This is a genomic window from Parvularcula lutaonensis (assembly GCF_014651915.1).
In the GTDB taxonomy this organism is placed as follows: domain Bacteria; phylum Pseudomonadota; class Alphaproteobacteria; order Caulobacterales; family Parvularculaceae; genus Parvularcula; species Parvularcula lutaonensis.
In genome coordinates this window covers 260,374-274,121 of sequence record NZ_BMXU01000001.1, presented here as the reverse complement: position 1 = coordinate 274,121, position 13,748 = coordinate 260,374, and the positions used below count along the sequence as shown (strand labels likewise).

Below are 13,748 nucleotides of genomic sequence, written 5' to 3'. Positions count from 1 at the left end.
CCTGTGTTGCAGCGCCTGATCGCCTTTTCACTAGCGCAGCGTGCTTTTGTGGTGGCCATGGCCCTTGGCCTTGCCGTCGCAGGAACCTGGGCTGCCCTCCGCCTGCCGATTGACGCCTTCCCGGAAATTGCGCCTCCCCAGGTCAAGATTATCATGAAGGCGCCAGGCATGACCCCCGCCGAGGTGGAGGCCCGGGTGGTACGCGCGCTTGAACGGGAACTGCTCGGAATCCCAGGCCAAGACGTTATGCGAGCGCGGACCAAATACGCCATCGCGGATATCACCATCGATTTCCGTCCCGGCACTGATATCTATTGGGCCAGGCAACAAGTGGCTGAGCGCGTGAACGCCGTCACGCCACAACTCCCGACCACGGTCGAAGGCGGGATGGCTCCGATATCAACCGCCTTGTCTGAGCTCTTCATGTTCACCATCGATGGTGATGGTGCGAGCCTAGAAGAACGGCGCTCTCTGCTGGACTGGGTGATCCGCCCGGCGCTCCGGACCGTGCCCGGCGTAGCCGATGTCAATGCCCTCGGTGGGCGCGTCAGGGCGGTGGAAATCAGGCCGGACGATGCGGCCATGATGGCCGCGGGAGTCAGTCTGGAAGACCTTCGCAATGCCGTGACCAGCAACAACAGCAATGACGGCGCAGGACGCGTATCGTCCGGGGAGGAATCGCTCATTGTCCGAAGCGTCGGGGCGCTCCAATCGCCAGCGACATTTGAGCGTCTGGTCGTCCGCAACACGGACCAGGGTCCGGTGCGTCTGGGAGATGTCGCAAGGGTCTCCCATTCTTCCCTGACACGCTACGGTTCCGTGACCCACAATGGCGAGGGTGAGACCGTCGAAGGTATCGTGGTGGCCCTGCGCGGCGCCGATGCGCGAAGGGTAGTCTCCGGTGTGGAAGAACGCTTGGCGGAGCTGGCACCTTCCCTTCCGGAGGGTGTCTCCATCAATGTCTTCTACAACCGGTCAGACCTGATCGAAAAAGCAACGGGCACGGTACTTGTCGCGCTAGTCATTGCATCGGTACTGGTGATCGCCCTGCTGGGACTGTTCCTCAACGATTTGCGGGCATCGCTGGTCGTGACGTTGGTCATGCCGCTGTCGGCCTTTGCCACTTTCCTCCTGATGCAGGTCTTTGGGATGTCAGCCAACCTCATGAGTCTCGGTGGTTTGGCCATCGCCATCGGGATGATCGTCGATAGCGCCATTGTCGTCACCGAGAATGCAGTCGAACGGCTGAAACAGGGTTCCGTGACCCGGCTCCATGCCATCTTCAATGCAGCCTCTGATGTGGCTGCCCCGACGCTCGCTGGAACGCTGATTATCTGTCTCGTCTTCTCACCGCTTTTGACCCTCGAGGGGCTTGAAGGAAAGCTGTTTGCGCCGGTGGCGGCGACCATCATCTTTGCACTGGGATCGGCGGTACTCTTGGCGATAATCGTCATTCCGGTCCTGGCCTCCTTTGTGTTGCAGCCGGGAAAGGGGCGGGAAGCGGCCCTCATGCAATGGTTGACCCCGCGCTACGGAATGCTGCTCGAACGCGTGCTGGAGCGCCCCGTGATGATTTACGGGATCGCTGGCGTTTCCACCGTGCTCGCTGCACTCGCCTATCTCGGAGTAGGCAAGACTTTCATGCCCACCATGAACGAAGGCACCATCGTGATGCAGGCGGCGTCGCTTCCTTCCATCTCACTCGAACAAAGCGAAGATGACGACCTGATGCTGCAGCGTGCCTTGTTGGAAGCTGTGCCCGAGGTTGAGCAGATTATCTCCCGAGTGGGATCGGATGAGATAGGCCTCGACCCCATGGGCCTGAACGAGAGCGATATGTTCTTCAAGCTCGCTCCTCGGGGTAGCTGGAGGGGTCCGGATACGGATTGGCTTGTCGGTGAAATGCGCAGTGTAATGAGCAATTACCCTGGCATCGAAACATCGTTCACCCAACCGATCGAGATGCGGGTCTCGGAAATGCTCACCGGGTCCCGCGGCGACGTCACTCTCAAAATCTTCGGCGCTGACCCCGACCAACTCGCCGCGCTGGCAACCCGCGCTGAACAGCTGCTGGCAGGTGTCCGGGGAGCCGCGGAGGTCTTCACCACATCCGATGACCTGGCCGAATATGTGACCGTCACAGTGGATCATGCAAAGGCCGGACAACTGGGCCTCGACACGCGCCTTATCCAGGACAAGCTGCGCGCCACCATCGAGGGGTCGCGCCTTGACGAGGTGATCGAACCGGGTCGTCGGACCCCAGTGATCCTCCGAACCGGCCTCGATGGGACCGCCGACGCCCTGAAAGCCATCCGGATTACGCTGCCTGACGGTCGCTCCGTCCCCCTCGAGGACGTGGCCAGTATCGGGTACGAGGAAGGACTGGCGAGCACTATTCGCGAGAATGCTTCGCGTTACGCCGCCATCCAGGCCTTTGTCTCCGGACGCGACCTAGTCGGCTTTGTGAGCGATGCTCGGCAGGCCATTACCGCTTCTCTCGAGCTTCCACCTGGTTATAGGCTGGAATGGGGCGGGGAGTTTGAGAACCAGCAGCGCGCAAGCCGGCGACTAGGGTTGATGGTTCCGGTAGCTCTGCTCCTGATCTTCGCGGTGCTTTTCATCACCCTGCGCTCTTTGCGCCAGGCGATGCTCATCTTGTTCAATATCCCCTTTGCCCTTGTCGGAGGAATCCTCGCGCTGTGGATTTCGGGCCAATATCTTTCCGTACCCGCCTCGATGGGGTTCATAGCCCTGCTCGGCATCGCGGTTTTGAACGGACTGGTTCTGGTGTCGTGCTTCAACGACCTGCTCGCTAGCGGGCATGGAATCGCGGAAACCGTGAAAATAGGGGCTCGTAGGCGTTTGCGCCCTGTACTGATGACCGCCACCACAGGTGCATTCGGCCTGCTGCCCTTGTTGTTCGCCACCGGACCGGGAGCGGAGATTCAAAAGCCACTGGCCATCGTGGTCATCGGTGGCCTGACCTCCTCGACCTTCCTCACGCTCTTCCTCCTGCCCGCTCTCTTCAAGCGTTTCGGCTTGGGTTCAACCGCTCCAGACGAGCTGGAAAGGGAACTCCAATGGCAAAATCCCTATGCAAGCTGACGATCGTCTGTCCACGATCCATTCGCCGGCACGTTCGGGACATCCTTCTTGAAGGTCCTGCAGGCGGAAGTGGTTTTTCGGAAATATCGATCCTTGGTCACGGCCAACCCTCAGCCCTCACATCCGCATCTGAAAAGGTCTCGGGCATGGCAGAAAACAGCATGTTCCAGCTGGTCCTGAACGAAGGGAACGTGGCACAGATCCTCGATGAGGTGCAGGCGAAGCTCAACAGACCTGGCCTGTCCTACTGGACCGAGCCCGTGCTTGAATTCGGGATCTTGTCATGAAAACCCCATTCTGGATTGCGATGACGTCACTGATCGTTTCACTGACGTCCAATGCAACGGCATTCCCCTCTCGCGACGTTGTTACCGAGGCAATTGTGACGTCCCCAGCCCTGGAGGAGGCCAAGGCCCAACGGGAAGAAGCCGAGGCTCTCGCCCGGGTCCGGAGAGTGGGGCCCTATGAAGTAGCCCTGAGTGGAAGCGTTGGTGAACGGACCGTTGAAAACGGCATGGCGCCCGACGCGACATATTCCGAATGGCGAATGGATGTCAGTCGAACGGTTCGCCTCCCCGGCAAGAGGGGCCTCGACCGTCAGCTGGCCAGTCTTGAATATGACCGCGCCCGACTGGAATACGAAAAAGCATATCAGGACCTGGCCCTGAGGTTCGTTGACCTCTGGACCGCCTGGCGTCGCGATCAGCAACTTGCGGAGCTCCTCCAGCAAGCCGCTGAGGAAGCCGAACAGCTCGCTAGTATGGAATTGTCGGGAGCAGAAATCGGCGGCAGCCGGCAGGTCGACGCCGAGATCGCCCTGGCCTACGCCAGCCAGCTTCGTTCCGATGCCCTGCGTATGGCGCTCAACGCGGAGCGCCAGAAAAAAATGCTCTTCAGTACGTTCCCGACACTGATCGTCAGTGATCTGGAAGACGTCGATGACGATCTGACCAGCCACACCGCCACGGCTTCTGAGAGCGTTCGCCTGATTGACACGGAACTGGCTCGGGTCACAGCCGAATACGGAAGGGTGCTCCGTCGACGTCAGCGATACGAAACCCTGCCTGATCCCACTTTGAGCGTTGGTTTCAGCAACGAGTTCGGCGGCAGGGAAACCGCGGTTGTGGCGTCTGTGTCCATACCCATCGGAGGACGAGCAAGAGCAGCCACCTCCGCCGCCGCATCAGCCCGCGCGGCCTCAGCGGAAGCTGCTCTCCGCCGCGTGGTGCTCGACGGTGAACAGCGCGTGGCCATGCTGCGCGCGGCGGCGGAGAACGCTACGTTACAAGAAAAACTCGCCAGAGACGGGTCCGGCGCGATCAGGCAATCTTTGATCAGGCTCGAGAGCGGGCATCAAGAGCACGCAGTCACCTTGCGTGAGTTGGTCCAGACCAGGCGAAACCTTCTGGATACCGAACAATCGCTCATCACCAATCGAGCAGAGGCGGAAAAGGCACGGTTGCAACTCGACATCTTGCTAGGGCGCTTCGGGACAGCTTTTTCATCACCGGAAGACTGAAAAGAATGGCGAACTGTTGGGCGATGAGCCTAGGTTCGGGATGTGTATTTTGCACTGCTGGGGCGGTGGCCTGTTGAGAGTTTATGGCAGTGGCACATCAACGGGCGAAGGTCGTCAGCGTACGCCTTATAAGGCCGGTCTTCAGTACTCTCACGCGAACTTCGCCCCATGGACGGTGCTGAGTTCGGCAAAAGCTCGCGATCTGGCGATGTGGCGGCTGAGGTTGGTTCGGTTTCGGGCGGGAGCATGAACGTGGTTGTGGAGGGCGGACAAGGTGGCAGCGAAGCGCTGCAGACTGCCGGGTGACTGTGACATCGCCCCCTTGATATCAGTCTAAGGACTGATCCGGAGAAATGATTTGGACCTCGATCTTGCGGTAGTGGACATGGTCTGCCCCCGAAAAGTGGCCCGGCTGATGCGTCAGGCTTGGCTTCTATTGACGCGCTTGGGATTAGTACCGAGGGGCTCGACATCCGGCTGCGGGTCGATGGGCTCCATGGCCTCGCGCGCGAGATGCTGGCCGGCGGCGGGGAGAAAGTCGCATGACCACCAGAGCCACACCCGACACCATCACGCTGTATGTTCCGTTCCGCGTGGTCAAACGCGGCGGGCGGAAGGAGGTACCGCTGCCCGACGGTGCGCCGCTTCAGCGCCGGACCGACAACACCCTCGTCAAGGCGCTCGCCCGCGCCTTCCGCTGGAAGCGCATGCTCGAGTCGGGCCACTTCGCGTCGATTTCTGAACTGACCGAGTGCGAGGGAATCGCGCCCTCCTACATGACCCGCGTTGCGCCTCACGCTGCTCGCGCCGGATATCGCCGAGACGATCTTGGACGGGCGGCAGGGGCCGGAGGTGACGCTGGAGAGGTTGCTGGAGCCGTTTCCGGTGGAGTGGGAAAGGCAGCGCTTGCGATTTTCTCTGTAACTCCATTACAGCACTAATCTTAGTTGACTCAATCTAGATTCCCGTCTATTCCTCTGTAAATCACTTAACAGAGGATCCCGCATGCGGCTCTCCGAGCTATCTGACATTCACTCTGGATACACCGCGCGCGGCAGGCTCGTGCCGCGGGCTGATGGCGGCACTCCCGCGCTGCAGTTGCGCGACGTGGGCGCCAGTGGCGATATCCCGGCGGCGGACCTGCAGCGATACGACTTGGGCGAGCTTCCCGACCGATACCTCGTGAGCGGAGGTGAGGTGGTGTTTCGTTCGCGCGGCGAGCCGAACACCGCGGTCGCAATTCCCTACGACCTTCCCGAGCCCATCGCCGTCATCGTACCGCTGGTCGTCATCCGCCCCGACCGCGCGCGCATCTTGCCGGAATTCCTCGCCTGGGCCATCAATCAACCAGTCGCGCAACGCGCACTTGCGGCCGAGGCCCAGGGAACGAGCCTCAGAATGATCCCAATGCGTGCGCTGGAACGCCTCGACATCCCGGTGCCGGATCTCCACGCGCAACGGCGGATCGTCACGCTCAGCGCACTCGCGGCGCGTGAAATGCAACTCTTGCAGGACCTCGCCGAAAGACGCACCCAATACATGAGCGCCATTCTTCAGCAGGCCGCCTGTACCGCCGAACACAAGGACATTGCCCGATGACCGACCAGATCACCCAGGACCAGGTGAACAACGCCGCATGGGCCGCCTGCGACACCTTCCGCGGCGCCGTCGATCCGGCACAGTACAAGGACTACATCCTGGTGATGTTGTTCCTGAAGTACATCTCGGACCTCTGGAACGACCACGCCGAAGCCTACCGCAAGCAATATGGCGAGGACGAAATCCGCATCCGCCGCCGGCTGGAACGCGAACGTTTCATCCTGCCCGAGGGCGCCAGCTTCTACGACCTCTACAACCAGCGGAACGAGCCCAATATCGGCGAGCTCATCAACATCGCGCTGGAAAAGATCGAGGACGCCAACCGCGCCAAGCTCGAAGGCGTCTTCCGCAATATCGACTTCAACTCCGAGGCCAATCTCGGCCGCCCGAAAGACCGCAACCGCCGCCTCAAGAACCTGCTCGAGGACTTCGCCAAGCCCGAGCTTGACCTGCGCCCCAGCCGGGTCAATGAGGACATCATCGGCGAATGCTACATCTACCTGATCTCGAAATTCGCCTCCGACGCCGGCAAGAAGGCGGGCGAGTTCTACACCCCCGCGCCGGTCTCGCGCCTCTTGGCCAAGCTCGCCGCGCCCAAGCCCGGCAACACCATCTGCGACCCGGCCTGCGGCTCGGGCTCGCTCCTGATCTGGGCCAGCCAGGAGGTCGGCTCGGACAACTACGCCCTCTTCGGGCAGGAAGTGAACGGCGCCACATGGGCGCTGGCGCGGATGAACATGTTCCTGCACGCCCGCGACGCCGCCCGCATCGAATGGTGCGACACGCTCAATAGCCCCGCGCTGGTCGAGGGCGATCACCTGATGCGCTTCGACGTGGTGCTGGCCAACCCGCCCTTCAGCCTTGACAAATGGGGGCACGAGAATGCCGAGGCCGACCCCTGGGGCCGGTTCTGGCGCGGCATCCCGCCGAAATCCAAGGGCGATTATGCCTTCATCACCCACATGATCGAGACCGCCAAGCGCCAGTCGGGCCGGGTGGCGGTGATCGTGCCGCACGGCGTGCTGTTCCGCGGCGGGGCCGAGGGGCGCATCCGGCAGCAGCTCATCGAGGAAAACCTGCTCGATGCCGTCATCGGCCTGCCCGCCAACCTCTTCACCACCACCGGCATTCCCGTCGCCATCCTGGTCTTTGACCGGGCGCGCGAGGAAGGCGGCGCGCGCGAGGGCGAGCGCGACGTGCTCTTCATCGACGCCAGCCGCGAGTTCACCCCCGGCAAGAAGCAGAACCTGCTGGAGGACGCGCATATCGAGAAGATCGTGCGGACGTATCGCGAGCGCGCCGAGGTCGAGCGCTATTCGCACCGCGCCAGCCCCGAGGAGATTGCCGAGAACGGCTTCAACCTCAACATCCCCCGCTATGTGGACACCTTCGAGCCGGAAGAGGAAATCGACGTGGCCGCGGTGCAGAAAGAGATCGACCGGATCGAGGCCGAGCTTGCGGAGGTGCGGGCGAAGATGGCGGGCTATCTGCGGGAGCTGGGTGTTGATGCGTGAGGGGTGGACAACGGCGCCGATTTCAGACGTGGCGGCGATCCATTCCGGTGGAACGCCAAATAAGGCACGAGAGGATTATTGGGGCGGCACGATCCCTTGGGTCACGGTCAAGGATATGAAGGGCATCCGCCTGAACGGCGTTGGGCTGTCGCTTACCGGAAAAGGGGCCGCGACGGTTCGCGTCGTTCCGCCGGGATCGGTCTTGGTGCTCGTCCGGGGCATGGGGTTATTCAAGGACCTACCAGTTACGATTTGCGATAGGTCGGTGGCCTTCAATCAGGACATCAAAGCACTGGTCCCGAAACCGAACGTCGAGCCAGATTTCCTAGCCATAGCGTTGACGGCACGGAAAGAAGACATTCTCCGTCACGTCGATAGTGCAGGACACGGGACTGGGCGGCTTGATACCGAGTTATTGAAGTCCACGCCCATCCCTCTCCCCCCGCTCCCCGAACAGCGCAAGATCGCCGAGATCCTGCGGACCTGGGACGCCGCGCTGGAGGCCCTCACCACGCTGCGCACCGCCAAGGCGCGCCTGCGCACCTGGTTCCGCACGCATCTGTTTACCGGCAAGGCGCGGCTGCCCGGTTTTTCCGGCGAATGGCGCGAAGTGCGGCTCAGCGAGGTGCTGCATGAACACGGCCTCAAGTCCACCGGCAAGGAGGAGGTCTATTCGGTTTCCGTCCACAAGGGGCTGGTGAACCAGATCGAGCATCTCGGCCGGTCCTTCTCGGCTGCCAGCACGGACCATTACAACCGCGTCCTGCCCGGCGACATCGTTTACACGAAGAGCCCGACGGGGGATTTCCCCCTCGGGATCATCAAGCAAAGCAAGATCGACCGTGAGGTGATCGTCTCGCCGCTCTACGGCGTGTTCACCCCCAGGACCCAGGCGCTCGGCGTGATCCTTGACGCGTTGTTCGAGTCGCCCGTGGCCACCAAGAACTACCTGCGCCCCCTCGTTCAGAAAGGCGCAAAGAACACCATCGCCGTGACCAACAGCCAGTTCCTTGAAGGCAAGTTGCGTCTTCCGATGGACCCGGATGAACAGGCGGCCATCGCGGAGGTTGTAAACACCTCAAACGCCGAACTCACCCTCATCGACGCCGAAATCGAAGCCCTCACCCGCCAGAAACGCGGGCTGATGCAGAAGCTCCTGACGGGGGAATGGCGGGTCAGGACGGAGGCGCCGGTTGCCTGACTACTGCGATTTCATCGTCTATGCCGACGAAAGCGGCGATCACGGGATGGTCAGCATCGACCCGCAGTATCCCGTCTTCGCGCTGGTCTTTTGCGTCATGCGCAAGGACGATTATCACGGCGCCATCGTGCCCGCGATGCAGCAGTTCAAGTTCGACATCTGGGGGCACGACTCGGTCGTGCTGCACGAGCACGAAATCCGCAAGAGCCTCGGCCCCTTTGGCATCTTGCGCACCGATCGGGCGCTGCGGGAGCGGTTCTTCGACGGGCTCAACGGCCTGATCGAGGCCGCGCCTATGACGATCTTCGCTTCGGTCATCGACAAAGAGGCGCATCGGGCGAAATACGTCAATCCCTGGAACCCCTACGAGATCGCCATGCATTTCTGCATGGAACGGCTGCACGAGATGCTCACCCGGGAACGGCAGCATGGAAAGACCGTGCACATCGTCTTCGAGAGCCGGGGCGCGAAGGAGGACCGGGAACTCGAGCTCGAATTTCGCCGCATCGCTTCCAACAACAGCCACTGGGGTTACCGCCGACATGACTTCAGCCGCTTCGACTTCCAGCGAGTCTTCGTGTCGAAGGCCGCGAACTCCTCGGGGCTTCAGCTGGCCGATCTGACGGCGCGGCCGATTGCACTGTCGCGGTTGCGCCCCGGCCAGCCCAACCGCGCCTTCGAAATCATCCGCCCAAAGTTGGGAGGACTCAAATGCTTCCCCTAAGCCCATGCGAAGCAACGAAAAACAAAAGGGGCCCGGAAGCTCCAGGACCCCTTTGTCGACCGGGAAATGCCCAATCCTTTGAGCCCTATATAGGCACAGGAGGCGTGAGTCGCAAGTTAATTGCAGCCTCGGGAGCCAGCCCATGACCTTCAACGCCGCCGAGAAATACCAGTCGCAGATCCCCGCGATGCAGATGCTGGTGGGGCTGGGATTCACGCCGCTCAGCCAGGAAGAGGCGCTGCGCCTGCGCGGCGGGCGGCTGCGCAACGTGGTGCTCGACGACGTGCTGGCCGAGCAGCTGATGAAGATCAATCGCTTCACCCATCGCGGCCGCGAATACGCCTTCGACCTCGAGGACGCGCACGAGGCGATGCGGCGTCTCAAGCCCACGCCGGACCGGCTCAAGGGTCTGCGTGGCACCAATCAGGACATCTATGACGCCCTGATCCTCGGCACCACGATCACCAAGACGATCGACGGCGATTCCAAGAGCTATTCCTTCCGCTACATCGACTGGGAGACCCCGGAGAACAACGTCTTCCACGTTACCGCCGAGTTTTCGGTCGAGCGCACCGGCTCGAGCAAGACAAAGCGGTGCGACATCGTCGCCTTCGTCAACGGTATCCCCGTCCTGGTGATCGAGAACAAGCGGCCGACCGAGAGCCTGAAGAAGGCGGATAGCCAGCTGATCGGCTACCAGAACGAGGACAACATCCCGCAGCTTTTCCACTTCGCGCAGTTGCTCATGTCGATGAACCGCAACGAGGCGCGCTATGCCACGGTTGGGACGCCGCGCAAGTTCTGGCAGACCTGGCGCGATGAAGAGGACAGCGACGAGGATATCGCCCGCATCGCCAACCGCCCTCTGAGCGAGGCGGAAAAGACTGCGATCTTTTCGGGCGATTTCGCGCCCGCGCGCCGCTATTTCGATGAGATGGCGGCGGAGGGCGCCCGGGAGATGACCGCGCAGGATCGCACCATCCATGCCCTTTGCCGGCCGGAACGGCTGCTCGACATCATCCGGCGCTTCACGGTCTTTGACGGCGGCGTGCGCAAGGTTGCGCGACATCAGCAGTTCTTCGGCATTCGCCGTGCCATCGAGACGGTTCGCCAGTTCAACCCGGATGGGTCGCGCAAGGGCGGCGTGATCTGGCACACACAAGGCTCGGGCAAGTCGCTGACCATGGTCATGCTGGGCCGCGCCCTTGCTCTCGAGCCGAGTATCGAGAACCCGCGCATCCTGATCGTCACCGACCGCGACGATCTCGACAAGCAGATCAAGGCGACATTCAAGTCCTGCGACATGGAGCCGGTGCGGGCGACCAGCGGCGCAAACCTGCTGGATCTGATCCGCAACCGGACGCCGCTGGTCACGACGATCATCAACAAGTTCGACACCGCGCTGCGAAGCAGCGACTTCGCGGACGATGACCCGAACATCTTTGTCCTGGTTGACGAAAGCCATCGCAGCCAGACCGGGCGCTACGGCGGGCACAGCCAGTTTGCCACCAAGATGCGCCGCCTGCTGCCAAAGGCCTGCTACCTCGGCTTCACGGGCACACCCTTGCTCAAGAAGGAAAAGAACACGCTCTCGACCTTCGGCCGGTTGATCCACCACTACAAGATTGATGAGGCCGTCGCAGACGGCGCGGTTGTCCCTCTACTTTATGAAGGCCGCATGGTCGAACAGCAGGTAACCGGCGGCGTGATCGACAAATGGTTCGAAAAGATCAGTGAGGGGTTGACCGACAGCCAGAAAGCCGACCTCAAACGCAAGTATTCGCGCATGGATGCGCTGGCCAAGACGGATCAGGCGATCCGCGCCAAGGCATTCGATATCTCCGAGCATTTCCGCCAGCATTGGCAGGGCACCGGCTTCAAGGCACAACTCGTCGCTCCGTCCAAGGCCGCGGCGGTCAAGTTCAAGGAGGTTCTGGACGAGATCGGTCATGTAACGAGCGAAATCATCATCTCGCCGCCCGATGAAAACGAAGGCAACGAAGAGGTCGACCAGGAGTCCAAGGACCTCGTCCGCCGATTCTGGTCGCGAATGATGGAGCGCTACAAAACGGAGGAAGAATACAACCGGCAGATCATCGAGGCGTTCAAGGGTTCTGGTGACCCCGAAATCCTCATCGTCGTCTCAAAGCTGCTGACCGGCTTCGACGCGCCCCGCAACACCGTTCTCTACGTCTGCAAGTCTCTCAAGGAGCACAATCTTCTGCAGGCCATCGCGCGTGTGAACCGCCTCTATGAAGAGGACGGCGTGGAGAAGCAATTCGGCTTCATCATCGACTACGAGGGGCTCCTCGGAGAGCTCGACAAGGCGCTGACGACTTACAGCGCCTTCGAGGGCTATGACCCGGCCGATCTTGCCGGCTCGGTGCACGACATCAGGGAGGAAATCCGCAAGCTGCCGCAGCTTCACGACCAGCTCTGGGATCTGTTCAAGCCCGTGCGCAACAAGAAGGACATGGAGCAATTCGAGCAGCTGCTGGCCGATGAGGCTCTGCGACAGGACTTCTACGCCCGCCTGAAGGCTTTCAGTCGCTGCCTCCACATCTCGCTTTCATCCGACAAGCTCTATGACGTGTTCGACGAGCCAAAGATCGATGCGCTGAAGCGGGACTGGAAGCAGTTCTCGGAACTCAAGCGCTCGGTTCAGCTGCGCTACCAGGAAACCGTTGACGTCCGCGAGTTCGAGCCGAAGATCCAGAAACTGCTCGACGATCACGTCGTGGCGATGCCGGCTGAAACCATCATCGAAGTCGTGAACATCAACGACCCCGATGCCTTGCAGGCGATCATCGAGGAGACTAGCGTCTCAGAGGCCTCCCGGGCAGACCGTATTGCCAGCGCGACCCGCCGGGTCATCAGCGAACGAATGGAGGAGGATCCAACCTTCTACAAACAGTTCTCGGAGCTCCTCGAAGAGACCATCCGCGACTACCGCGAGAAGCGCTTGTCGGAACGTGACTACCTCAACAGCGTTGTCGATCTGGCAAGCAAGGTGGCGCGCAAGGAGCGCAACCGCAACGTCCCTGAAAGTATTCGGAGCAACGAGGACGCCCAAGCGTTTTTCGGCATTCTCGAGGGGCAACTGCAGACGAAGGGCGGGGAGCAGGTGCCCGAAAGCGAGGTCGCGATCATCACACTCGCGATCATCGAGATCATCAAGTCGCACCTGATCGTCGGCATCTGGTCAAACGACGTCGCCCAGAACAATCTGCGCAACGCAATCGACGACTACTTCTTCGACGTCCTGCGCGACGAGAAGGGTATCGAACTTCCGGTCGAGACGCTCGACGAGATCGAGCTGAAGATCATGGACCTCGCCAGGGCCAGGTTCGCGGCATGAAACGCCAAGGCTACTGTCTGCGTTATGGCTCGCACGACATCGCCTATGAAATCGTGCGGCGGCCGCGGAAGACGCTGGAGATTGCCGTGGAGCCCGATACCTCTGTGGTAGTAACCGCCCCGGAGGACGCGCCGCTGGAAGCGATCGAGGCAAGGCTGCGGAAGCGGGCGGCCTGGGTGCTGCGGCAGCAGAGGTATTTCGCGCAGTTCCTGCCGCGCACGCCCGAACGCCGGTTCGTCTCCGGTGAAACGCATCTCTATCTCGGGCGCCAGTATCGGCTGAGGGTTGTCCCGCATGTTCAGGCCGGAGTGAGGCTGATCCGGGGGTTCATCCTCGTGCAGACGCACCGACCGGACAGGCCCGATATGACGCGGGCGTTGGTTGAAGCGTGGTATCGTGAGCGCGCTCGCGTCAAGTTTCCGGAACGGATCGAGCATTGCCTGGGGTTTTTTCCAGACCCCGAGGCGTTTCGGCCAAGGGGTCTGATCGTTCGGCAAATCCGCCAGAGGTGGGGTTCCATGTCACCTGCCCGACGGCTGCTGCTAAACCTGCGCCTCATTCAAGCGCCGATCGACGCCATCGACTACGTGATCACCCATGAACTCTGCCACATTGCGGAGCCGCATCACGGCCCGGCGTTTTTCGAGCTTCTCGATCAGGTGATGCCAGACTGGGAACGTAGGAAGAACCGTTTGGAGCGAGCCCTAGCCTGAGAACGTCCGATGCGA

9 protein-coding genes and 1 pseudogene are annotated in these 13,748 nt (G+C 61.4%); all 10 read left to right on the top strand.

Features of this window, described 5'->3' with window-relative positions:
• The first annotated feature begins 3 nt into the window (after window positions 1–3).
• The 10 genes and pseudogenes from IE053_RS01250 to IE053_RS01205 all read left to right on the top strand — a co-directional run bounded on the left by IE053_RS01250 (window position 4) and on the right by IE053_RS01205 (window position 13,733).
• Window positions 4–3,105: an efflux RND transporter permease subunit gene (locus tag IE053_RS01250; protein WP_189570684.1), complete on the top strand. Its 3,102-nt coding sequence runs from the start codon at window positions 4–6 to the stop codon at window positions 3,103–3,105.
• A complete protein-coding gene (locus IE053_RS01245) occupies window positions 3,081–3,392 on the top strand; it encodes a DUF3240 family protein (protein ID WP_189570682.1) in 312 nt (103 codons plus the stop codon). The genes IE053_RS01250 and IE053_RS01245 overlap by 25 nt, the downstream gene beginning before the upstream one ends.
• Window positions 3,389–4,624, top strand: a complete 1,236-nt coding sequence (locus tag IE053_RS01240) for a TolC family protein (RefSeq protein ID WP_189570680.1) — start codon at window positions 3,389–3,391, stop codon at window positions 4,622–4,624. Before IE053_RS01245 ends, IE053_RS01240 begins: the two co-directional genes overlap by 4 nt.
• 542 nt (window positions 4,625–5,166) lie before the next feature.
• Window positions 5,167–5,548 (top strand): annotated as a pseudogene (locus IE053_RS01235) (hypothetical protein).
• A gap of 81 nt (window positions 5,549–5,629) precedes the next feature.
• A complete protein-coding gene (locus IE053_RS01230; protein WP_189570678.1) occupies window positions 5,630–6,223 on the top strand; it encodes a restriction endonuclease subunit S domain-containing protein in 594 nt (197 codons plus the stop codon).
• Window positions 6,220–7,737 (top strand): type I restriction-modification system subunit M, encoded by a 1,518-nt coding sequence (locus IE053_RS01225; RefSeq protein ID WP_189570676.1) that lies wholly within the window; start codon window positions 6,220–6,222, stop codon window positions 7,735–7,737. Before IE053_RS01230 ends, IE053_RS01225 begins: the two co-directional genes overlap by 4 nt.
• Window positions 7,730–8,938, top strand: a complete 1,209-nt coding sequence (locus IE053_RS01220) for a restriction endonuclease subunit S (RefSeq protein WP_229786116.1) — start codon at window positions 7,730–7,732, stop codon at window positions 8,936–8,938. Before IE053_RS01225 ends, IE053_RS01220 begins: the two co-directional genes overlap by 8 nt.
• On the top strand, window positions 8,931–9,662 hold the full coding sequence (locus IE053_RS01215; RefSeq protein ID WP_189570672.1) for a DUF3800 domain-containing protein: 732 nt from the start codon (window positions 8,931–8,933) through the stop codon (window positions 9,660–9,662). The genes IE053_RS01220 and IE053_RS01215 overlap by 8 nt, the downstream gene beginning before the upstream one ends.
• A gap of 142 nt (window positions 9,663–9,804) precedes the next feature.
• The gene (locus tag IE053_RS01210; protein ID WP_189570670.1) at window positions 9,805–13,020 is read left to right on the top strand and encodes a type I restriction endonuclease subunit R; all 3,216 of its coding nucleotides are present in this window, start codon (window positions 9,805–9,807) and stop codon (window positions 13,018–13,020) included.
• Entirely contained in the window at window positions 13,017–13,733 is a 717-nt protein-coding gene (locus tag IE053_RS01205; RefSeq protein WP_189570668.1) for a M48 family metallopeptidase, read from the top strand. The genes IE053_RS01210 and IE053_RS01205 overlap by 4 nt, the downstream gene beginning before the upstream one ends.
• Window positions 13,734–13,748 lie beyond the last annotated feature (15 nt).